Below are 23,082 nucleotides of genomic sequence, written 5' to 3' on the forward strand. Positions count from 1 at the left end.
GCACACTCCCGGTTTTTTCCCAGTATAAAACCCCTGTTCCCGGCAAATCAACCGCAAGGACAGGGGCGTTTTACCTGCGCGCGGGATACCCTACGATCGAATGAAACGGCAATTCCTCCGATACCTCTTTCCCGGAACCAACCGTTCCCCGGTGAATAAAGCCGGGCATCTCACTACTTGATTTCCGGCAAAGGGGTGGAAATTTCCTCTTCCGTCAGATAGCAGCCGGGATCGGACCCGTACCAGTGTCCGTTGGCAAACGCGGCACGGGTGCGGAAGCCTCCGCCGCACAGGGCGAAGTGAACGCAGCGGCCGCAACGGCCTTCAATCTTCTTCTGCCGTTCCAGAGGATCGTCGGAACCGCGCAGCTCAGGCAACATTTCCGCTGCAGCTCCGGCCCTGGCATCCCATAAATCGGAAAACCGGTCACTTTTCACATTGCCCAGAGTAACGGATTGCCAGAACTGGTCCGGATGCACGGCACCCTGTGTGTCAATATTGGCGATGCCCCGGCCGGAACTGTTCGCGCCGCCGCCATTCCATTGAAGCAGGCCGAGGGTTTCCTTCGCCAGAGGGGAGCCTTCCCGGAGCTGACGCAGAAGCAGGTAAATTCCGTCCGCAGGCTGGGTTACAGTCAGCACTTCACGGTTTTTTCCCTCCGCTTTCCATTCCTCTACACGGGCAATCAGCGTATCCATGGCATTCCTTGCTTCCTCCTGAGTCAGGGTCTGCACTTCCACGCCGCGGCCAGTGGGGACCAGATGGTAAAAACAGACGCGCTGGATGTCGTTGGCGTCAATAAAATCCAAAATCTGGCCCATGCACTGCACATTGTTGCGGGTCAGCGTCAGGCGCAGGCCTGTCTTTTGCCCCACTTCACTGCAAAGCCTGAATCCGCGCACCGCCTGCTCAAAAGAACCTTCCACACCGCGGAATTTGTCATGAACGGCGCCAATGCCGTCCAGGGAAATGCCTACGTACGCCACGCCCAATTCCTTGAACCGCGCTGCAGCTTCCGGCGTAATACGGGTGCCGTTTGTGGAAATGGTCACCTTCAGCCCTTTTCCAGTGGCACGTTCCAGCAGTTCCATAAAGCGCGGATGCACCAGCGGCTCCCCTCCGGAAAAAAGTAGGGCATTCACCTTGTAGTCCGCCAGATCATCAATGACCGCGCAACACTGGTCCCAATCCAGCTCTCCCTTAAATTTCCGGGCAGAGGCGTCTGCATAACAATGCACGCATTTGAGATTGCAGGTACGCGTAATATTCCACACCACAATGGGCTTGCGCGCACGGGACGAAGCCGGTGCACAGGATTCCACGGCGCCCCCTGCAAAACGACCGTGCCCGTGGCCCTGTCCGTATCTCAAATGGTCCGCGGGCTGTTCCGCCCCTGTCCAAAGTCTGGTAATATTAATCATGGTGTTGTGAAAGCCTGGGCTGATAAGGGCAAAGGTTGTCTTCCGCCATCATGTCTCCGTAAACGGCATAAGCGCGAGACCGGGACCCTCCGCAGATGGTACGGTACTCACACCGTCCGCATTTGCCCTGCAACGCATTGTCATCCCGGAGTTTGAGGAAAAGGGGGTGCGTGCGGTAGATTTCTCCAGGGTCATCCGTCCGGACGTTTCCTGCCGTTATGGGGAGAAAACCGGAGGGCTGTATTTCCCCGGTATGAGAAATAAACATAATGCCCTTGCCGTCCCGGGTGGGAATGGCGCGGCGAGCAGGCTTGCTTCCCTGAGCACGGGCTTCCTGAAGCGCCACGCGGCGATAATGGTGCCCTTCCGTCGTTTTGACGCCGAAAGAAACCTCATGGCTTATCCTGCTCAGTTTTTTCCAGACGGCTTCCACGTCTTCCGCCGCAGGCATCTCATCCATAGCGGCGCGGCCTGTGGGCACCAGAAGAAACACGCTCCACATGCCCGGTTTCATTTTTTTCACCAGCTCCACAAAGTCGTCAAATTCTCCCAGCGTGCTCCTGGTAATGGTGGTGTTGATTTGCAAGTGCATGCCGGCTTCCTTCGCCATTTCCGCAGCCCGGAGAGTCCGTTCATATGTGTGGGGGACACCGCGGAAGGCGTCATGGGTACTTTCATGCGCACCGTCCAGGCTCAATGACATGCTCTGAACCCCAGCTTCTTTCAACGCATGGAAATCCGTGTGCAACAGCCGGGCGGTAGCAGCAGGGCTCAATGCTACATGCAGCCCCTTGCCGGAAGCCGCACGGACCAATTCCAGAATATCCGGCCTCATGACCGGGTCTCCGCCTGTCAACACCAGCATGGGAGGCCGCAGTTCCGCCAACTGGTCAATCAGGCGCAATGCCTCCTCATGAGTCAATTCATCCGGGTGGGGACGCGGCTGGGCGACGGCGCGGCAATGTCTGCACGCAAGCGCGCAAGCGCGCGTCACTTCCCAGAAGACCAGGAAAGGGCGTTCATTGAGATCTGTTTCACTAAAAACCGGGCGCATTTTTCAGGACAGCCAATTTAGAACAATTATAATTTTTTGACCAGCCCAAAAGGACGCATCCTTTAAAAAGTTCACTTAGCCGCCTCTTCACGGATTTTTTGAACTTCCTTAGGCAGTTCGGAAAGGGAATTCAGAGCTTCCTTCAGGTTCCTGGAAGCATCCGGAGAAAGCATGATGGCCGTTACATGCTTGACAATGGGCTGCATCATTTCCACAAGCTGCTGCTGCACTCCCATCAGCTTGGCCTGCTGGTTGCGGGTGAGAGGCGGCAGGGCAGCCTGTTTCCTGGCAACGTCCAGCATAGCCGCCCGGTAGCGACCTATCTGTTCCACAGCAGCCTTGCCGGTTTCTTCATCTCTTACCCTGGCCAGAGAGTCGTTAAGCTTTTTTACTTCCTCCACAGTTTTGGTTAGCAGGGTTTCATGCGTGTTGCCCTCCGCATCCTCCTGGAACGGCTCCGCCTGCTCAGCCTTATCCCGGGAAGCCTGCGCCAGCTCCTTCTGAACAGACTGTAAATCCGCCAGGGCCTTTTGCAAATCGGGCGTAAGCAGACCTTCCTTCTTCAAACGGGACAGAGATTTTATCAATTCACCTGAAATTTTCTGTGCTTCCGTCATCTGGGCGGAAACCTGAGCCTGCTCCTGAAGCGTGGCACCAGGAAGTTCCAGCTGTCTTTTCCCAATGTCCAGCAGCTTTTTATGAACTTTTTTAACCGTTTCCACAGCAGCGGCCGCTCCAGGTTCATCCGTTACCTTGTCCAGAGCCGCTGCGATTTCATGCATGCTGGCAACGCTCTGCCTGGTCAGGGAAAGATGGGAGTCCTGGGCAAATGCGGAGGCTGTTATGCAAACGGCAGTGCCCAGGCTGATGGAAGCAACAATTTTATTCATGATACGGAAGCCTTTCCGGTATGGAAGAATACGTTTTCCTCCTTTCCCCGTCAATGGCGGCTATTGTCAAGACCACTATATGAAAAAAGGGCTGTCCGCAAACAAGCGGACAGCCCTTTTGAAATCTTAACAGCCCGGCCTTAGTCGCGCTGCTGGCGTGAATACTTGTAGTAGCTCTGGAAGCTGAGTTCCGCAGGGAATTCGCTCAGGCCGCCATTGGGATTGTATTCCTTGAGGCCGCTCATGCCGCAGCGCCCCTGATAAGGGGGCTTGTACGTGCATTTGTAAGTGGGAGCCCAGAAGGTGACAAGTTCATAAATTCCGTAGCCCATGCGTTCAAACATGGTAGCGGTGCCATCAACAATGCCTACGGAAAAACCGGCATAATCTCCCTCGCGGCTCGTCCAGTTGATGATTCCCAGCGGGATTTCTTCAACGGAATAAATAAGGTTGGCGATGGCGCGGCCCAGCTTGCGGGTGGGGGTGTATTCGGAAGCGGGGGGAGCCTGAATGTCCGCACTGGCGACACCAACGACGCCGGCGGCAAAAAGAGCTGAGATGATGGCACGTTTCATACTGATTGTTTATATAGTATAATTTGTCGAGGGAAAGCAACTCAAAAAAACAAAAAATCAATCTAATTCCGGCCGGGGGTCCCGCGTCATGAGTTCCGCAAGCGCTTCCATCGGCGGCTTGGATTCATAAAGAACGGAATAAACGGCGTCAATCAGGGGCGTCCTCACCTCCAGCTTCCGCGCAATTTCATAGACGGACAGCGTGTTGGGCACCCCTTCCGCCACCATGCCCAGGGTATCCAGGATTTCCTGAAGGCTCTTCCCTTCCGCCAGTCTCCGCCCCACCGTCTGGTTACGGGAGTGGCGGGAATAGCAGGTAACAATCAAATCGCCTACTCCGGAAAGGCCCATGAAGGTTTCCCTGCGGCCTCCGCTGGCCACGCCGATGCGCGTCATTTCCGCCAGGCCGCGGGTCAGCAAAGCGGCCTGGGCGTTATCCCCCAGGTTCAGCCCTTCGCATAAGCCGGCCCCGATGGCAAAGACGTTCTTAATGGTTCCGCCCAGCTGCATGCCGATAATGTCCGTAGCGGAATAAACACGGAAGGTTTTGGATGCAAATATCTGCTGCACCCAATCCGCATACTTCGGATCTTCAAATCCAATCAGGGAGGCGGACGGAAGGCCCAGGCAGATATCTTCCGCATGATTGGGACCGGAAAGCACGCCTATGGGGTTGGAGGGCAGATATTCCTGAAGGATTTCCGTCATTCTTTTATGGGTTCCCTGTTCAATGCCCTTGGTGCAGGAGACAATGACGGCATCCGGCTGCACCGGCAGGCTGCGCAGCCGCTGGGCCACGGAACGCATGGCCACGGAAGGTACCACTACTACAATGAGTTCCGCATCCTTCACCTGGCCCAGATCGCAAGTAGGATGGATATTGGGGGCCAGGGGAAGGGCGGTTTTCGAAAGGACGGGGCTGCGTCTTGTTTCGGCAAGCTGCCTGGCCTGAGCCTCTTCCGGCGTCCACAGGACGACTTCACATTCCCGGGTCGCCAGAACCATGGAGAGGGCCGTGCCCCAGGAACCGGCTCCAATGACTGCTATTTTATGTAACCGATTCATCATCTTACTTGGACTTTTTGGAATAGAAGGAGTGCTCCGTTCCGTTGAGAAGCCTTGCGATATTGGAACGGTGCTTGAGAATCACCAGTGCGCCTACCACCGTGAAAAAGGCGACGTAAAGTATCTGGGGGGAGACATCCCCGTCCTGGCAAAGCGGATAAATCCACCATCCGGCGGCGATCATCACCACAGCGGCCACCAGGCTGGCCAGGGACACGATGCCGGAGATTCCCATAACCACCAGCCAAGAAGCCAGAGCTACGCAAGCCACCACCGGATTGAGGGCAAATAAAACCCCCGCGGTTGTCGCTACGCCTTTTCCTCCCCTGAATCCCAGGAAACAGGTGTAAGTATGACCGAGTATAACAGCGAAACAGGAGAGAACTACCAAGACATTGAAATCCCAGCCGCCCGCATCCCCCGTCAGGAACGGCAGCCAGTTCAAGGCGCCGAACACAGGGATGAACCCCTTTAAGAAGTCCAGAATGAAAACGGAAAGGCCCCACTTCCAGCCCAGTACGCGCCACGCATTGGTAGCGCCTATGTTGCGGGAACCCTGCTGCCTCAGGTCAATCCCTCTGATTCTGCCGGCAAGGTAGCCGAACGGAATCGCTCCGATCAGGTAATAGAAAACTATCCAGGCAATCATGTTGTGCGGAGTGCATTTTAATCCCCCGCCGGTCAAATGACAATGGGGAAATCACCTCCGGCCCGGTTCTTTCCGGAGGGGTTGCTCCCGTAAAAGAACACCATACCTGACAGCCTCCTCCAGATCCTCATTTTCAAGACTCTCCGTGCCCCGGTCTGCGGAAAAGCCCTGTTTAAGGCGCAATAAGAACAGCGCGAACATTTTCCCGCCCGCCCAGAACCATGCTCCCGCACTTCCTTCGCCGGAATAAGCTTATTTACCGCCCTCGCAGGGTTTCCGCATGACGGCAGCCCAGACGGAGGCATTATCCTGCTGGGGCTCCAGCATATCCTTCACCTGTTCCATAATGATCCCCACCAGCTCCCTGCTGGAACAATCCCTGGCCTTTTGAAGAGCCAGGAAAGAAGGTTCTCTCAACAGCTCGCTCCAAACCTGCAAGCCATCCGAGCAGGCCAGCACCGCATCTCCCGGATGCAAGAGCAGGGGCATGGCGCTGATGTCCACCAGTTCCATGGGACCGCCCATAACGGCGGAACGGAGAATGCAACGCTGCCGGAGCGCACCCTGAAGTGACATTTTCCCCTTCCGGTAAAGGCTATCCGCAATCGGCCTCATGGAATGGTCTTCATTCAGCCGGTCCATCCGAAAGCTGTCCGCCCCGCTCCATAAATACAGGGGGGAGTCTCCCACGCTGATCCACCACAGGAAATGGTCGCGGATGAAGACGGCCAGCAATGTGGTTCCGGATTCCTCCGGTTCCTTCTGAATGGCGGACAATGCCCTGTTGGCAGCATGCAAAGCCGCCGTTAAACGTTCCGGGATATCCTCGATGCCGCTTTCCGCAAATACCGCGGCAAATTCCTGCGCCACCACACAGGAGGCGCAATCTCCGCGAAGATGCCCTCCCATGCCGTCGCACACGATGCCCAGCATCCCGCCGGCGGCGGGAAGACTTTTAACCACGTCTTCCTGCTCGCGGCGTTTGCCGATCCATTGGGCGGAAGCGCAGTCCAGAATATCCGGGGTGCGGGGAGCCATGCGGCCGGTGGTTCGGATTAACTGTCCTTACGTTTCAACTGCGGGAAGAGCAGCACGTCACGGATGGAAGAGGCCCCCGTCAGCATCATGACGACGCGGTCGATGCCGATGCCGATGCCGCCTGCGGAGGGCATTCCGTATTCCAGCGTTTCAATGAAATCATAGTCCACACGCTGGGTCTCCCCGGCAGCCTGGTGCTCCAGGCGTTCCTTTTGCACGTCAGGATCGTTCAATTCCGAATAGCCGGGGGAAATTTCCTGCCCGTTGATCACCAGTTCATATACATCCACTACGTCCGGATTTTCCCGGTTCAGCTTGGCCAGGGGAACCAAGTCCTTGGCCACGTGGGTAACAAAGCAGGGGTTCATGGTCTTTTCCTCCACCAGTTTTTCATACACCTGCTGGGAAACATCCACATCTTTCATATCCGGGCTGATTTCCACTCCCAGCTCTTCACAGCGGGCGCGGCGCGCTTCGGGGGAGATGTCAAACCAGTCTTCCCCCGCCACGCCCCGGATCAGGTCCTGGTAGTCGGCGCGTCTCCAGGGCCGGCTGAGGTCGATTGTGTAAAGAACGTTGCCTTCCGCGTCCTTGTGGTCAATCTGAAGGCCACCGCAGAATTTTTCCGCCAGATGGCAGATGAGCTCCTCCACCATATTCGCCATGGTTTCAAAATCACCGCAGGCGCAATAGGCTTCCAGCATGGTGAATTCCGGGTTGTGGCGGCGGTCAATTCCTTCATTGCGGAAGCTGCGGTTGAGTTCGAAAATTTTCGTGAAGCCGCCCACCATCAGGCGTTTGAGGAAAAGCTCCGGGGCAATGCGCAGCGTCAGCGGCATATCCAGCGCGTTATGGTACGTTTCAAACGGCTTGGCGGCGGCCCCACCGGCCACATCCTGAAGCATGGGGGTTTCCACTTCCAGATAACCGCGTTCCTGGAGAAAGCGGCGGATTTCCGCAATCATGAGGGAGCGCGTAACGAACAGGGAGGCGCTTTCCTCATTGGAAATGAGGTCCAGGTGGCGCTTGCGGTAGGTCACCTCCTTGTCCGCCAGCCCGTGCCACTTGTCCGGCAGGGGGCGGAGGCTTTTGGAAAGAATGGTCAGTCCGGATACCTTTACGGTAGGTTCTCCGGTACGGGTCAGGAACGTGGTTCCCCTGATGCCGACCCAGTCCCCGCGGTCCAGGAGCTTCCAAAGCTTCCAGGTGGTTTCATCCACCTCATTTTTATGCAGGAACCCCTGGATTTTTCCCCGTACGTCCCCAATGACGAAAAACTGGGATTTGCCCATGTCGCGAATAGCCAGAAGGCGGCCGGCGACGGCTACCTGTTTGTCTTCCTGGAAATCGGCTTTCAATCCGGCGGGAGTGGTGGTCACGTCAAATCTTGCGCCGTAGGGGTCAATTCCCAGCTCACGGATTTTGGCGAGCTTGTCGCGGCGCACGGCAATAAGTTCGGATTCCGTCGTAGTCGGATGTGCCTGCTGTTGTTCGGACATAGTGCGGGGATTCTAAAGGCTTGCTTCCGTTTTGGCTAGCGCATTGTCAGGCAGAGGGGACATTTTTGGCGGCCGGTTTTGACCCGAAGGTTCCTCCCCCCTTTTTCGGAAGCCGGATGCCGGAACATGCCCCAGTACTCCGGCCGTTTTGCAAAAAGCCTGGACAGAACCACATAAAGCACGATATTCAAAGGAATTGAAACAAAACTGGTCTTATTATTAAAAAATGGCCGGCAAATCCCCACATACGCATAATTGCTTTTACCTTTGGCACCAGACATGTTATAAATGTTCCCGTTAAGACGCACCTTATTTATCAATTATATACTATCCGTGCAGACTTATGAGTGATCAGACAACCGTAACTTACAGCACGATTGACGCTAACGAAGCCGTAGCCTCCGTAGCCTATCGTTTTTCTGAAGTCATTGCCATTTACCCCATTACACCATCTTCTCCGATGGGTGAATCAGCTGAAAGCTGGGCCGCTGTCAACAGGAAGAACCTGTGGGGCACCGTTCCCTCCGTAGTGGAAATGCAGAGTGAAGGCGGCGCGGCAGGCACCGTTCACGGCGCCCTCCAGACCGGAGCGCTTGCAACTACGTTCACCGCATCCCAGGGGCTCCTGCTGATGATCCCGAACATGTTCAAAATCGCAGGGGAACTGACTCCCGCCGTGTTCCACGTAGCCGCCCGGTCCCTGGCTTACCAGGCCCTTTCCATTTTTGGCGACCACAGCGACGTGATGAGCGCCCGCTCCTGCGGATGGGCCATGCTGTGCGGCTCCTCCACTCAGGAAGCTGCGGACTTCGCCGCTATTTCCCACGCCGCTACACTGGAATCCCGCATTCCTTTCATCAATTTCTTTGACGGGTTCCGCACGTCCCACGAAATCGGCAAGATTGCAGACATCACGGACGATACCCTGAACGGCATGATTAAGCAGGAATGGCTGGATTCCTTCCGGGAACGAGCCCTGACCCCTGATGCTCCCGTTCTGCGCGGCACTGCCCAGAACCCGGACGTTTACTTCCAAGGACGTGAAACGGTCAACCGTTTCTATGAAGCCACTCCGGCTATTGTCCAGAACGCCATGGACAAATTCGCGGAACTTACCGGCCGTTCCTACCATCTGGTGGATTACACCGGCGCTCCGGACGCCGAACGCGTCATTATCCTGATGGGATCCGGCGCTGAAGCTGTGGAAGAAACGGTAGAAGCCATGATGACCCGGGAAAACGCCAAGGTAGGCGTGCTGAAGGTGCGCCTGTTCCGCCCATTCCCCGCCGCCGAACTCGTCAAGGCCCTCCCCGCTACGGTCAGGAAAATCGCCGTGCTGGACCGCACCAAGGAACCCGGCTCCCAGGGAGAACCGCTCCACCAGGACATCATCCAGGCCCTCTTCGACGCCCAGGCCAACGGCACGCTGCCCTTCACCAACGGCATGCCCAAGGTGGTAGGCGGACGCTACGGCCTCTCCTCCAAGGAATTCACCCCCGCCATGGTCAAGGGCGTCTATGACAACCTGGCTCTGGACACTCCCAAGAATCACTTCACCATCGGCATCAACGACGACGTACTGGGCACCAGCCTCCCGTATGATGAAGATTATTCCACGGAAGCGGACGACGTGACGCGGGCCATGTTCTTCGGCCTCGGTTCCGATGGCACCGTAGGCGCCAATAAGGACGCCATCAAGATCATCGGCCAGCATACGAACCTGTATGTGCAGGGCTACTTCGTGTATGACTCCAAGAAATCGGGTTCCTCCACCATTTCCCACCTGCGCTTCGGTCCCCGTCCGATCAAATCCACATACCTGATCACCAAGGCAAACTTCCTGGCCCTGCACCAGCCTTCCCTGCTGGATCTGTTCGACTTCCTGAAGAATGCCGCCAACGGCGCCACTTTCCTGATGAACAGCCCGCACCCGGCGGACAAGCTCTGGGACACGCTGCCCGCCCGCATGCAGCAGCAGATTCTGGACAAGAACATCAAGCTCTACACGATTGACGCTTTTGCCGTGGCCCGCAAAACGGGCATGGGCGGCCGCATCAATATGATCATGCAGACCTGCTTCTTCAAGCTGGCCAGCGTGATTCCCGCGGATGAAGCCATCGGCTACATCAAGAAGGCCATTGCCAAAACCTACGCCAAGAAGGGCCAGGAAGTGGTGGACAAAAACATCGCCGCCGTGGACGCCACGCTGGAAAACCTGCACCAGGTGGACACAACCGGAAAAACTGTAAACGGACACGCCATCCCGCCCGCCATGTCCCCGGACGCTCCGGACTACGTACAAAACGTCCTTGGCAAGATGATGTGCGGTGAAGGCGACAGCATCCCGGTCAGCCAAATGCCCGTGGACGGCACATTCCCGAACGGAACGTCCCAGTACGAAAAGCGCAATCTGGCCCTGGATCTGCCGGAATGGGATCCGACCCTCTGCATCCAGTGCGGCAAGTGTACCGCCGTCTGCCCGCATGCGGTTATCCGCAGCAAATTCTTCTCTCCTGACGCTCTTGCAAACGCTCCGGAAGGGTTTGAATGCCTGGATGCCAAGCATCCGGACTGGAAGGGAGAGAAATTCGTCATCCAGATTTCCCCGAACGACTGTACGGGCTGTACGCTCTGCGCGGACGTCTGCCCGGCCAAGAGCAAGACGGATCCGACGCACAAGGCCCTGACCATGGTCCCGGCCGGGAAGATTCACGACAAGGAAGAAGCCAATTGGAATTTCTTCCTGAGCCTTCCGGACGTGGACCGCACCAAGGTAAGAACGGACAACATCCGCTCCATGCAGGTGCTGCGCCCGCTGTTCGAATTCTCCGGCGCCTGTGCCGGCTGCGGTGAAACTCCGTATGTAAAAATGCTCTCCCAGCTCTTCGGCAACCGCCTGGTGGTCGCCAATGCTACGGGCTGCTCCTCCATTTACGGCGGCAACCTGCCCACTACCCCGTGGTCCCATGACTCTGAAGGGCGCGGCCCCGCCTGGGCCAACTCCCTGTTTGAAGACAACGCCGAATTCGGCCTTGGCTTCCGCGTCTCCCTGGACAAGCAGATGGAACACGCCATTGAGCTTCTTCATGAAGCTGCCGGCGCCGTGGGCCAGGAACTGGTGGACCGGATACTGGCTAATCCGCAGAAGGATGAAGCAGACATCGCCCAGCAGCGTGAAAACATTGAAGAACTCAAGAAGAAAATCGCCGGCAAGCCGGAATACGCGCGCCTCCTGACCCTTGCGGATAAACTTGTCCGCAAGAGCGTGTGGATTCTGGGCGGCGACGGCTGGGCCTACGACATCGGCTACGGCGGCCTGGACCACATTCTGGCTAGCGGCCGGAACGTGAAGGTACTGGTCATGGATACGGAAGTATACTCCAACACCGGCGGCCAGTGCTCCAAATCCACCCCGCGCGCCGCAGTAGCCAAATTCGCCACGAACGGCAAACCCGGCGTGAAGAAGGATCTGGGCCTCATGGCCATGACTTACGGCAACGTGTACGTGGCCTCCGTCGCTCTCGGCGCCAAGGACGAACACACGCTGAAAGCCTTTGTGGAAGCGGAAGCCTATGACGGCCCGGCTCTCATCATCGCCTACTCCCACTGCATCTCCCACGGCATCAATATGGCCAAGGGCCTGCAGCAGCAGAAGGCATGGGTGGATTCCGGCCGAGTCCTGCTTTACCGCTATAATCCGGACCTGGCCCGCCAGGGCAAGAATCCGCTGATTGTGGAAGGCAAGGGCCCGAAGGGCGATCTGCGCGATGTGCTGCTCAGCGAAAACCGCTTCAAACTTCTGGCGAAGACCAATAAGGAAGGATTCGAAAAACTCCTTGAAGAAGCCCAGAAGGATGTCTGGCACCGCTGGAACCTGTACCAAAGCATTGCCGGCATGGGTGCCGACAAACCTGCGGAATAAGGTATAGGCCGCTTAATTTCAACGCCCCTGTCCGGCTTATCCGGCAGGGGCGTTTTTTACTGCCGGGTATTCATGAAAAACAAACCATGAATATTTCGGGGAGGGGACTGCTTTTCCGCCCCGCCATACAGCCACGCAAGCAGGCTTCCCGCGCCAGTACTTTCCCTTCCTGAAAGCCGGAGAATTCATCCTTCCCCCGCAGCACAAAAAAGGGCGCACACCTTGCTGCAAGGCCGGGTTTTAATATATCACCTTATACGGGTTAATTTCCGCATGGAGGTTTTGAAGTCCTTCAATGGAACCGCAGCCTTTGCGGCCAGCCATGTCCAAGACAAAGAGGGGCATTTCATGCGGCCAGGGTAATACTGTTTCCTCACACCTTCCTCCCCAGAGGAGCGCGGCCCGTTTTCCTGCGGACCGCGCCGGTGGAAAAACCGGAAAAAGACTTTAAAACAGGGATGCTGCTTCAAGATTCCCGAAAATGGTGCACACCGGAGGAGGAATATACCATTCCGGATGCCGTATCCGGGAAGTGCACCACATCAGGCGTCAGGCGAGTGCCCACATCCAGATAGATCAGTTTCTCCGTAGCGGATCCGTTGCGAATAACATGCGCTCCCTCCGGGCTGGCGGGGAATGCAATCGCATCCCCCTCTTTTAAATTCTTTTCACCCTCAGGCGTACGCACAACGGCATGGCCCCTGATGATGTAAAATACCTCTTCATTCACTTCATGATAATGGTAGCCATAGGCGTACCGCCCCGGCTCCACTTCCACGAAACTGGCCGCACATTTTCCGGCATCCGCTTCCCGAATGACGGGCTTTACCGCAAAGGAATTACCCTCCCGGCTGATAACCTGAGGCTCCGTCTCCCTGTAATTGGCAATGATGATCTTGTTCATGGCATTATCTGTTCATGCTTGCCGTAACGGCAGGCACTTATTAAAATAGGCGGCAACATTCTTTTTGTAAAGTAGGCAGAAAATAGTACCCTAGATTCCTGAAAGAAACTATTGCTTAAAATAAATGACTTACTATAATTCATCATGCCCTGTTGAAACTACTCTCCAACTGATTTCCTCCCGCTGGAAAGTGCTCATCCTCCGCGATCTGCTCGAAGGCACCCGGCGGTTTGGAGAACTCCGCAAATCCATTGGGCCTGTGACGCAGAAAGTTCTGACCGCGAACCTGCGTTCTATGGAAAAGGACGGCCTGCTTACGCGAAAGGTGTATGCGGAAGTACCTCCGCGCGTGGAATATACTCTTACGGAACTGGGGCGCAGTCTGCGCCCCGTCCTGGCCTCCATGGCGGAATGGGGATCGAAATACCAAAGAGAAAACCGCTGATCCTCCCCCCTTTCCGGAGCTTAACCGAACCTCCGGAAAGACATGGAAATACAGCGGTTTCCCTTTTTCCCGCAAGAAAGGTCAGCGGGAAATTTCCGTCGTTTTACGGATAATTTCGCGGGCTTTCCACACGTCTTCCTCATGGGAATCCCCGCGGCTTTTTTCCACGGTAAAGAGCTTGGAAAGCTCTTCATCCATGCGGGCTACGGCAGCTTTCGCCTTAGGATTTTTTGCGGCGCGGGCGCGCAGGATATTGACCTTTTCAAATTCCTCCAGTCCGTCCCGGAGTTTTTCAAACCGCAGGGAACTGAGATTGCCGGGATAAACAAGGTAGCAGTCTCCCGCGGGCCAGTTCCCGAAATCCGTCTTTTCAAACGGATTGCGGTTCCAGGAATTATAAGCCCATCTCAAAAAGCCGTCCAAATGATTGGCGGCGGCAAAGAGGGGAAGCCATTCCGCCTCCGCCAGCGGAGAAATAGTGAAGGTGTTGGGCTTTTTGGGATGGACACAGACATAGAACGTCGTCTTTTTTCCCTCCTTTTTGCGCTGCGCCAGCAGATCGCCCGTGACCGTGCCTGCATGGTCAATTACAGGAGAGACGTCATAAACGTCCCGGGTCATGGCCGTAGGCCGATTGACGGCGGAAACGATTTTGAATTCCGGGGCATACTTGTCCAGTACATTCTTGGCCGCCCTGACCATAGCGTCCGGCCGTTCATCCAGCCCGATGCAGGTTTTGCCCAGCCAGCCCTTGCTCTTGACGTGCTTGCGAAAATCCGTCAGGAAAGGCCCCCAGATAGCTTCATAGGAGGGATCGTTCGGCTTAAGATCCAGAAATTTGTACTTTCCGGTCGCCTCATCCAAATAACGGATTTTCATGTTCCAGGGAATCATGGTATAGCAGGATATCTGCCCCTTGACGCCCACCTCGTTCATCATGAAGGAAACCCACTTGTCAAAATTGGCGTAATTCCAGCGCATGGTTCCGTTTTTGCCCTTGACCCATTCAATCATGGGCGGGAACCAGTCATAAGTCTGGGCATTCCAGGCTTCATCAATCAGGGAGCATGTAATGGCCTTTTGCCCGGCATCCGCCAGCCTTTTCATCACCGGCTTCATCAGTGCGAAATGCTCCGGAGACCACGGTTCCACATCATGCCAGCGGGCCACGGCCTGCGGATGCTGCCACAAGTCCAGATGAACTTGCCAATGCGCGGGAGCAGGGAGGGATTCCGGCGCCACCTCCAGAATTACCGGCACACTGACGGGAGAGCCGCTTTCTGCGGAAACTACCACTTTTCCTTTGTACACGCCGGGTTTGGCAGACGGGGGGATATTGACCTCCACCCATACCGGACGCACGCCTCCGGCTTGCAAATCGCAGCTGTTTTCGCTGCCGATGATATCTGAAATCAGCCTGTTGCCCCCCCTGGTGTAGCGTATCATGGCAGTCCGGACAGGGATAATCTGTCCGGCAGCGTTTTTTACCCCGGCGCAGGAGGCCGATAACTGGGGCTGCGCCTGGGAAGACCAGACGGCAATCTGCCCGCCGGCGCGTTCGCCTCTCCAGCCGGACAGACGCACGGCATCCTGAAGCATTTCCTGCCCGGGAGCGCCATTGTAAGGAATACGGTCATAATCCTTCACCGCTGCAGCCTGCAGGCTCAGGGCGGCATCGGGTCCGTACCCTTTGATTTCCACCAGATGCCCCCCCTTCTCATTGCCGGCACTATTGCCCAAAAAAGTGATTTTAACGTAACGGACCGTCTGCGGATTGAATTTGAAGGGAACGCCTTCCGGAGTGGCGGCAATACTGTTGGAAGACTGATCCGCCAACATTTTCCAGTTCTTTCCGTCTTCGGAACCTTCTATTTTATATTTGTAAATGCGCCCCCCCTCCCAATAGGGCCATACATGCAGGGAGGAAAGCGTCCGGGGCTTTCCCATATCTATCTGGAGCCAGACGGGAATGCCCTCGCAACCCCAGTATTTGCCGGCGTTATTCGTCTGCCCGTCCACGGCCAGTTCCGGACGGTCACTGCCGTAATGACCGGAAGCGGTTACTTTGGCTCCGGCAAATAAATTACCTGCATCACCCGGAGTTCCTACGGAAACAAGGGCGGGTTCATACAGGGGATGCCTCTCCAGGGACTGGGCTTGGACAAAAGACGTTAAGGCAATAGCGGAACACAGAGGAAAAAAAAGACAGCGCATACGCATATTACGCACCGGAATTTCATTTTCTCTCAAAAGAAAAGCTGTTTCCGCTATTCCGCCAAAGGACGCACGGGTATTCCTCTGGAAGCAAAGTAAGCCTTGGCTTCCGGCACCGTGTATTCCCCAAAATGGAAAATGGAAGCCGCCAGCACGGCATCCGCCTTCCCTTCCACCAGCACGTCCACCATGTGATCCAAATTACCCGCACCCCCGCTGGCGATTACCGGAATGCGCACCGCACTGCTTACGGCGCGGGTCAATTCAATATCATAACCCGTTTTGGCTCCGTCCGCATCCATGCTGGTCAACAAGATTTCCCCGGCTCCGCGGCGTTCCGCCTCCACAGCCCATTCCACGGCATCCAGCCCCACGAATTTCCGGCCTCCATGGGTGGAAACGCCCCACTTGCCGGAAGCCTGGCGCTTGGCGTCAATAGCGACGACGATGCACTGGCTGCCAAAAGCCACCGCACCTTCATTAATCAGCTCCGGCCTATTGATGGCCGCCGTATTCAGGGAAACCTTGTCCGCACCCGCCAGAAGCATTTCGCGCATGTCCTTTACGGAACGGATGCCGCCGCCTACCGTCAGCGGCATGAAGCAGCATGCCGCCGTGCGGCGCACCACGTCCGCCATGGTGGCACGGCCATCGGAAGAAGCGGTAATATCCAGAAAAACAAGTTCATCCGCCTGCTGGGCATCATACGCCCTGGCACATTCTACAGGATCCCCGGCATCTCTCAGATTAATGAAATTGGTCCCCTTGACGACCCTGCCGTCCGTTACGTCCAGACACGGAATGATTCTTTTAGCCAGCACGGCCCTATCAAGCCATCACCGCCGCCAAAGGAAAAGCCTAAAATACGGCTTGCCGCGGGATGCCTTTTGATAAACATGTTCCCTTTTTGACCAAGGCCCTCTTCGGCAGCGCTTCCATCCCGCATATCCACGGTAAGAGAAATTTACTGAAATTCATCAATATCACTATTCCACTCACTTTCCGGCCGGCCCTGCCCCGCCATGAAGAAACGCAGTGCGGCATCTGCCCCTTTCCCGCCCGCATGCATAAAACGGCCTAAGAGCTTTTCTTTCCATGTCCAGGTGGTAGAGTCCGCATAAGGCATTTCCATTCATGACCACTACACGCTCGGGATTCACCAAACTTGCAGCCGTCTGCATTGCCATTCTTCTGGGGGCGGTGGTCTGGGAGCTGGGCTGGCCCCTGACGCGGGCGGAACATGAGTGGTCGCGGCTGATTGCAGCCGTTGCCACGCTGGGCCACCTGACGGGCATTCTGGGTTCCTATTTCCGGAAGGAAATCAACCGCCCTTCCCTGAGGCTCCTGATTTTCCAAATCATCAGCTGCCTCATGATTTTTCTCCTGATTGCCAGGGAACAACAGGAAGCGGGATACATGAGGTTCACGGAGCTTTCCCGCCTGGTGATTACGGCCGGGCTGATTGCCATCCCCACGCTGATGTCCCTGACCAGGATTTTTGAATGGCTGGTGGGCAAGCAAAAAAAAGGCCGGCCTCTTATGGCCCCCGCCATGCAGTTTGTAGCTTCTCTGGGAGTAGTCATCCTGGCAGGCACCGGATTGCTTCTGCTGCCTAATTCCACATATCCGGGTATTACACTCAGTTTTACGGATGCCCTGTTCACCAGCACCAGCGCAGTATGCGTCACCGGTCTGAACGCCGTGGATTTTGCCCATACTTTCACCCCGCTGGGAGAAATGTTCACGCTTGCCCTTATCCAGATTGGCGGATTCGGCATCATGACGTTCGCCTACTTCGTAGCCATGATGGCAGGCCAGGGTTTTTCCCTGAGGGACCGCGTGCTGCTGACGGATCTGCTTGATGAAGACAACCTGGGGGCCGTCGTCTCCTTTATTACCACTATTGTGGTCAGTACGCTGTTCATCGAACTGTGCGGCGCCGTCCTTCTTTATTTCTCCTGGGAAGGGAAGGACATCAACCTGATGGGGGAGCCTTTGTGGTGGCATTCCCTGTTCCACTCCGTTTCCGCCTTTTGCAATGCTGGTTTTTCAACTTTCCCGATGAATTTGATGGAGCCGGGCATCCGCCTGTGCTACAGCGGGCAGGCGGTCATCATGGCGCTGATCGTATGCGGCGGCCTGGGATTCGGCATTTACAAGGAAATCAATTCACGCCTGGCAAACCGCTTTTTTTCCAAACACCGCCGCCTGCACATGCAGTGGACCCCTTATTTCAAACTGGTGATGATCTCCACGGGGATTTTGCTGGCGGGAGGCGCCCTGGCCATCTTTGCCGTTTCCTCTCCCCATGCCGCGGAACCGTTGGGGGAACACCTCTGGATTTGCCTTTTCGACAGCGTCACGGCACGCACGGCGGGATTCAATATCAGCGACTACGGCCGCTATCTGCCCGCAGCCAGCCTCATTATGTGCGGTCTGATGATGGTGGGAGGCAGCCCCGGCGGCACGGCAGGCGGCATGAGAACCACTACCTGCGCCATTGCAGGTGCGGAAATCCTGCGCATCCTACGCGGCAGGGATCATGTGGAATTCTTCCGCCGCCGCATCGACCAGCGCACCGTGGCGCGCTGCGTAATTACCGTGGTGGTCTCCTGCGCCTGGATCGGCTGCTTTACCGTCCTGATTTGCGCCTTGGAGCCCTCCATGAGCTCTCTGGATATCTTCTTTGAAAACTGCAGCGCTTTTGCTACGGTAGGCGTGTCGCGGGGCATTACTCCAGATTTAAGCGGCCCTTCCAAATACCTTCTTATCGTCAACATGCTCGCCGGCCGCGTGGGGCTCTTCGCTTTTCTCATTGCGCTGGCCGGCACCCCTACTCCGAGGCATTACCGCTATCCATCCGTCAAAATCCCGTTAACCTGAATATACCATTATGAGATACACCGTTATCGGCCTGGGCCAGTTTGGGCAGGAACTCTGCACAGAACTTTCCGCCCGTAATATTGAAGTAGTAGCCGTTGCCTCCACGGATGAAGAATTGGAGCAAATCAAGGATCTGGTGACTTATGCCGTGGTGACGGATTACACTAATCCGGCCGCTTTGCGTGAGTTGGAACTGGACGACCAGTCCGCCGTCATTGTCGCCATCGGAGACAGTTTTGAAGAAAACCTTCTCGTCGTCACGCACCTTCAGAAAATGGGCGTCCGCTACATCTACGCCCGCGTCATGAGTCCGGTGCACGAACACATTTTAAGCCAGATGAACGTGTATGCGCTCATCAACTTGTCCCGCGTGGCTTCCAAGCAACTCGCCAGCCAGTTGGAATCCCCGGAATTCCTGCGCGTCTCCCCCATGGACGAAAACCACAGCATCGTGGAAATAGCCGTGCCGCGCATCTGGGTGGGCAAGCGCCTGCGGGATGTAGGCCTGCGCACGGAACACCACCTTAACCTGCTCACCATCCGCCGCGGGGAGGCCCAGACTCCGCAGGGGCGCCGGGAAATCCTGTCCATACCGCGCATTCCCGTCATTGGCACCCCTTCCCCGGATCTCGTTTTTGAAGACCACGACATTCTGGTCCTGTTCGGCAAAGAAACCAATTTGATTGAATTCGCCCAATTATCCAAAGGATTGTAAACCATCCTCCGCGAGCAGGCTGAGGGTATCCCTCTCCATTTCAGAAAAAGGCGCCGGATAAGCCGCCTGTGCAAACAGCCTCCGTCCTGGTTTTACTGGCTTGACAATGCCTCAAAAGAAGCCACCAGACGTTTTTCGGAGACGCGGCCCTTGACGGAGATGGCGGGAGCGAAAACGGCCAGGCGGTATTCTTCCAGCAAATAACCGTATTGCATCCAGCGCAGGTCTCCGGCATGTTCCTTCAAAACCTGATGCCAGGGAAAATACACGCGTTCGAAGAGGTCCAGGCGTTCCAATTCCCTGGCAAGGGGTTGCTGGCCGATGCGTCTGATACGCTCCGCAATTCCCTGCATGTACCGTTTCAGGTCCGGCAAGCGTTCCGCTCCATGCGCCCACAGGAAACGGGGGCGTAACAACCAGTCAAGCTGGCGCTGAAGGTCAGCCGTAATGCGCTCCGTATGGCGCACACCCTTTTGCAGCGCCGTAAAGTCCCTGACGGCATGTTCCGTACCCGCCACCAGTTCCCATATATCCGCCACGTTATGCGCCGCGTCAAAAAGGTTTTGGCGCAGATTCATTTCCGCAGCAGCGAATTGCTCCGCCGTGCGCGGCAAAGGACGGCCCATGGCTATCTCCGCGGCAACGTCCACCAGGTCTTCCGCATTGGTAGACGGCTCCCGTCCGAGCATATGAAGAGAGAGCTTTCCTTCCAGCTTCAACGGAAATTTTCTGCGGAGATGGTTAAGCTGATCCGTCTGGCGCAGGCGCATGAAACGCAGGCACCCCTCCCGGTGGGATTCCGCAGCATCCAGTTCATCCTCAAAGACACGGACGCCCACGGATGCTCCTTCATCCACCAGAGCCACATAACCCGGCCTTCCCGCCACATCCACCGTGTATTCCAAATCTCCGCAGCTCCATTCCTTCATGCCGGTTACGGACACGATATCCTCCGCTGTTTCCTGGAACCGACGGGAAAGTTTTTTACCCAAGCGGTTATTCAGTTCCGCAACATCCGTGCCCATGGCAAGCTCTTCCCCTTCATCATCGCACACCCATATTTTCGTAACCAGCTCCGCAGGAAGACGGTTCATGTCAAAAAAGGAGGGCGCGCAAAATTTTCCCGTTTCCACTTCCACAAATTCCGCCAGTTTCCCCGCCAGCGGCCCGTCCGGTTCCAGGCCATGCCTCAGTTCCGCAAAGTAAGCGGCCTTTTGGCTGATAGGCTGGAGAAAGACGCGCAAATCCTTGGGAAGGGAACGCAGCAGGCATTCCGCCCGCTGGGCCAGATGACCGGGAACCCCCCACTCCGGCAACCATTCGGGAATATCCGGCAACTGGTCGATGTGGACGCCCAGGGTCACGCCGTCATCCTCCGCGCCGGGATCATTCTGGTAATACACGGCATATTCCGCTCCTTTACAGGTGATTTCATCCGGAAAACCATCCAGCAGGTCTTTCCCCCAGAATTCGTACATGGCTTCCTGTGGCGGAACATGCAGAGCTTCCGGGTTTTTCTTCTCCATACCGGCGGCCCACCGCAAAAAAGCCCTGGCCGTACAGCAGTCCGGGGGAACAAGCCTGTTAAAGAATTCAAAAACTCCTTCCTCACACCAGACCTGGTCCGGACGGCGCAACTTCAGCTCTATCTGCCGAACCTCTTCCCGGAGTGTTTCCAGATGCCTGATACAGGCGGGTTTCGTGCGGAAACCACCGCCCAACAGGCCTTCGCGTATCATTATTTCCCGCGCATGGGCGGGATTGATACGGCCATAGTGCACACGCCTGTTATCAATAATGCGCAAGCCGCCGCACACGACGCGTTCCACTGCGTAAACAGCCCCCTGCTCCCTGTCCCACCGCGCTCCGGAATAGTGTGATTCGCACAGATGGGGCGCTACCAGCTCCACCCATCCCGGTTCCAAAATGGAGGCGCGGCGCATCCACAGGCGCGTGGTGTCCACCAACTCCACGCCCATTACCCATTCACTCCTTTTTTTACGGCGGAACAGGCCGGAACCGGGAAAAATGCCGAAGGAACGTCCTCCGGCGCCGCGATATTCCCGGTTGTCTGCATCCCAGAGGCCGAACTGGCGCGGAACGCCCGCCAGGATGCTCCGGTGAATCATGGCAAAGGAAGCCTGCCGCTCCGTTTCTTCTTCCAAAGGGGAAATTCTGCATTTCAGTGTTTCCCTGACCAGCCGGGAAAGGTCCTCCCATAAATTGAACCATTCCATCATGCGGTTGAAATTGAGGAAATTTTTCCCGCACCATTTCCGAAGCTGGTTTTTACGCCAGCGCCTTCCCTCCCGGAATTGCCATGCAGCCTTCCATAATTTGAGCAGAGACAGGAAGTCACTATCTTCTTCCTTCCACTGCGCGTGGGCCTGGTCCGCTTTCTGAGCGGCATCCGCAGGGCGTTCACGGGGATCCATGATGCCCAGGCCGGCTACAATCACCAGCATTTCCGGCAGGGCCTGTTCATGTTGTGCCTCCAGCAGCATGCGGGCCAGCCGCGGGTCAATGGGCAACCGCGCCAGCTTTCTGCCTACGGGCGTGAGCTGCCGGGCTTTGTCCAGAGCGCCGATCTCCCGTAAGGTGCGGTAACCTTCCGTCACCAGTTTGGATGAAGGAGGATCCGGAAGCGGGAACTCCGGCATTTCCGGCAATCCCAGGTCTTTCATCCGGAGCAGCGCCCCGGCCAGTGCGCTGCGCCTGATTTCCGGGTCCGTAAAGTCCGGCCTGTCCTCCCAGTCCTTCTCACTGTACAGGCGGATGCACACACCTTCGCACACACGGCCGCAACGGCCGGCGCGCTGGCGGGCGCTGGCCTTGGAGACGGGTTCTATCTGAAGCCGCTGCACTTGGCGTGCCGGGCTATAGCGGCTGACGCGCGCCAGGCCGGAGTCAATAACATAAATGATGCCGGGGATTGTCAGGGACGTTTCCGCCACATTTGTAGCCAGCACGATGCGGCGGTATCCCTGCTCCGGATGAAAAATCCTTTGCTGGTTCGCCAGGCCCAGCCTGGCGAACAAAGGCAGAATGCGCGTGTTTCTCAGATTCCGGCCTTCCAGTTTTTCCGCCACCTCACGTATTTCGCGTTCTCCGGGAAGGAAGACAAGCACATCCCCGCGGTCGTCCAGAGTATCCAGCCAATCCACGGCACGCGCCACATGAGCCGGAAGTTCCTCATCGTCATGCAGCGGCGGCAGATAGTGGAAGTCCACCGGATAAGTGCGGCCTTCTACTTGAATAATAGGCGCGCCTCCAAAGAATTCGGAAAACCCGCCGGCATCCAGCGTCGCGGAACTGATGACCAGCCGCAAGTCTCTCCGCCTGCCCAGCAAAAGCCGCAGATAGCCGAGCAAAAAGTCAATGTTGAGGCTGCGTTCATGCGCCTCATCCAAAATCAGGGTATGATATTGGCGCAGATCCGGATCATGCTGCGTTTCCGCCAGAAGAATCCCATCCGTCATGAACTTCAGGCGCGTATCCAGCCCGGCTTTTTCCTCAAAGCGCACCTGGTAACCCACCAAACCTCCCAGGTCGCAGTTCAATTCCTCCGCCACTCGGCGGGAAACGGAAGCAGCAGCCAGCCTTCTGGGCTGGGTGCATCCTACTCTGCCCCGCGCCTCCCCGGCAAGCTCCATGGCCATTTTAGGGAGCTGGGTAGTCTTACCGGATCCCGTCTCCCCCACTACGACAATGACCTGGTGCTCCCGCATTGCCGCCAGAATGTCATTCCGGCGGCGGGAAATGGGTAGATCCGGATAAGTAATGTTCATGGTGAAGATGAGAAAAAAAC

Annotated in this window: 17 protein-coding genes; 4 read left to right on the plus strand and 13 right to left on the minus strand. The window is 56.5% G+C overall.

Translation table 11 applies throughout. From position 1 onward, the window contains the following. Positions 1-173 precede the first annotated feature (173 nt). From AMUC_RS04265 to lysS, 8 genes are all read right to left on the minus strand, one after another. Complete coding sequence (locus AMUC_RS04265) at positions 174-1,421, minus strand: radical SAM protein (RefSeq protein WP_012419840.1); 1,248 nt, start codon at positions 1,419-1,421, stop codon at positions 174-176. Then, positions 1,414-2,475, minus strand: a complete 1,062-nt coding sequence (locus tag AMUC_RS04270; RefSeq protein WP_012419841.1) for a radical SAM protein — start codon at positions 2,473-2,475, stop codon at positions 1,414-1,416. Before AMUC_RS04270 ends, AMUC_RS04265 begins: the two co-directional genes overlap by 8 nt. Before the next feature lie 71 nt (positions 2,476-2,546). Continuing rightward, on the minus strand, positions 2,547-3,365 hold the full coding sequence (locus AMUC_RS04275; RefSeq protein ID WP_012419842.1) for a hypothetical protein: 819 nt from the start codon (positions 3,363-3,365) through the stop codon (positions 2,547-2,549). Positions 3,366-3,505: 140 nt separating this feature from the next. Continuing rightward, positions 3,506-3,940 carry an exosortase system-associated protein, TIGR04073 family gene (locus tag AMUC_RS04280; RefSeq protein WP_012419843.1) on the minus strand — a complete coding sequence of 145 codons (435 nt, stop codon included), beginning with the start codon at positions 3,938-3,940 and terminating at the stop codon, positions 3,506-3,508. 57 nt (positions 3,941-3,997) lie between these two features. Then, positions 3,998-5,008 carry an NAD(P)H-dependent glycerol-3-phosphate dehydrogenase gene (locus tag AMUC_RS04285; protein WP_012419844.1) on the minus strand — a complete coding sequence of 337 codons (1,011 nt, stop codon included), beginning with the start codon at positions 5,006-5,008 and terminating at the stop codon, positions 3,998-4,000. A gap of 1 nt (position 5,009) precedes the next feature. Continuing rightward, a complete protein-coding gene (plsY, locus tag AMUC_RS04290) occupies positions 5,010-5,654 on the minus strand; it encodes a glycerol-3-phosphate 1-O-acyltransferase PlsY (RefSeq protein WP_012419845.1) in 645 nt (214 codons plus the stop codon). 252 nt (positions 5,655-5,906) lie between these two features. After that, on the minus strand, positions 5,907-6,692 hold the full coding sequence (locus AMUC_RS04295; RefSeq protein WP_012419846.1) for a PP2C family protein-serine/threonine phosphatase: 786 nt from the start codon (positions 6,690-6,692) through the stop codon (positions 5,907-5,909). A gap of 17 nt (positions 6,693-6,709) precedes the next feature. After that, positions 6,710-8,191, minus strand: a complete 1,482-nt coding sequence (gene lysS, locus AMUC_RS04305; RefSeq protein WP_012419847.1) for a lysine--tRNA ligase — start codon at positions 8,189-8,191, stop codon at positions 6,710-6,712. 343 nt (positions 8,192-8,534) lie between these two features. Here lysS and nifJ point away from each other — a divergent pair, with 343 nt between their 5' ends. Beyond that, the gene (gene nifJ, locus AMUC_RS04315; protein ID WP_012419848.1) at positions 8,535-12,113 is read left to right on the plus strand and encodes a pyruvate:ferredoxin (flavodoxin) oxidoreductase; all 3,579 of its coding nucleotides are present in this window, start codon (positions 8,535-8,537) and stop codon (positions 12,111-12,113) included. 466 nt (positions 12,114-12,579) lie between these two features. Here the strand turns inward: nifJ and AMUC_RS04320 are convergent, their stop codons facing one another. Further along, positions 12,580-13,017 carry a cupin domain-containing protein gene (locus tag AMUC_RS04320; protein ID WP_012419849.1) on the minus strand — a complete coding sequence of 146 codons (438 nt, stop codon included), beginning with the start codon at positions 13,015-13,017 and terminating at the stop codon, positions 12,580-12,582. Positions 13,018-13,141: 124 nt separating this feature from the next. Between AMUC_RS04320 and AMUC_RS04325 the strand changes: the two genes are divergently transcribed. Then, positions 13,142-13,462 (plus strand): winged helix-turn-helix transcriptional regulator, encoded by a 321-nt coding sequence (locus tag AMUC_RS04325; protein ID WP_012419850.1) that lies wholly within the window; start codon positions 13,142-13,144, stop codon positions 13,460-13,462. 81 nt (positions 13,463-13,543) lie between these two features. Here the strand turns inward: AMUC_RS04325 and AMUC_RS11875 are convergent, their stop codons facing one another. The 3 genes from AMUC_RS11875 to AMUC_RS12525 all read right to left on the minus strand — a co-directional run bounded on the left by AMUC_RS11875 (position 13,544) and on the right by AMUC_RS12525 (position 16,808). Then, positions 13,544-15,676, minus strand: coding sequence for a glycoside hydrolase domain-containing protein (locus AMUC_RS11875; RefSeq protein ID WP_162610419.1), 2,133 nt, complete (start codon positions 15,674-15,676; stop codon positions 13,544-13,546). Between the two features lie 53 nt (positions 15,677-15,729). After that, positions 15,730-16,497: an imidazole glycerol phosphate synthase subunit HisF gene (gene hisF / locus AMUC_RS04335; RefSeq protein WP_012419852.1), complete on the minus strand. Its 768-nt coding sequence runs from the start codon at positions 16,495-16,497 to the stop codon at positions 15,730-15,732. A 143-nt stretch (positions 16,498-16,640) separates the two neighbouring features. Next, positions 16,641-16,808 carry a hypothetical protein gene (locus AMUC_RS12525; RefSeq protein WP_153951257.1) on the minus strand — a complete coding sequence of 56 codons (168 nt, stop codon included), beginning with the start codon at positions 16,806-16,808 and terminating at the stop codon, positions 16,641-16,643. A 2-nt stretch (positions 16,809-16,810) separates the two neighbouring features. Here AMUC_RS12525 and AMUC_RS04345 point away from each other — a divergent pair, with 2 nt between their 5' ends. Both AMUC_RS04345 and AMUC_RS04350 read left to right on the plus strand, forming a co-directional pair. Then, positions 16,811-18,559 (plus strand): TrkH family potassium uptake protein, encoded by a 1,749-nt coding sequence (locus tag AMUC_RS04345; protein WP_012419854.1) that lies wholly within the window; start codon positions 16,811-16,813, stop codon positions 18,557-18,559. 10 nt (positions 18,560-18,569) lie between these two features. Next, entirely contained in the window at positions 18,570-19,274 is a 705-nt protein-coding gene (locus AMUC_RS04350) for a potassium channel family protein (RefSeq protein WP_012419855.1), read from the plus strand. A gap of 92 nt (positions 19,275-19,366) precedes the next feature. Here the strand turns inward: AMUC_RS04350 and hrpA are convergent, their stop codons facing one another. Next, the gene (hrpA, locus tag AMUC_RS04355; RefSeq protein ID WP_012419856.1) at positions 19,367-23,062 is read right to left on the minus strand and encodes an ATP-dependent RNA helicase HrpA; all 3,696 of its coding nucleotides are present in this window, start codon (positions 23,060-23,062) and stop codon (positions 19,367-19,369) included. Positions 23,063-23,082: the final 20 nt, after the last annotated feature.

This window comes from Akkermansia muciniphila ATCC BAA-835 (genome assembly GCF_000020225.1).
In the GTDB taxonomy this organism is placed as follows: domain Bacteria; phylum Verrucomicrobiota; class Verrucomicrobiia; order Verrucomicrobiales; family Akkermansiaceae; genus Akkermansia; species Akkermansia muciniphila.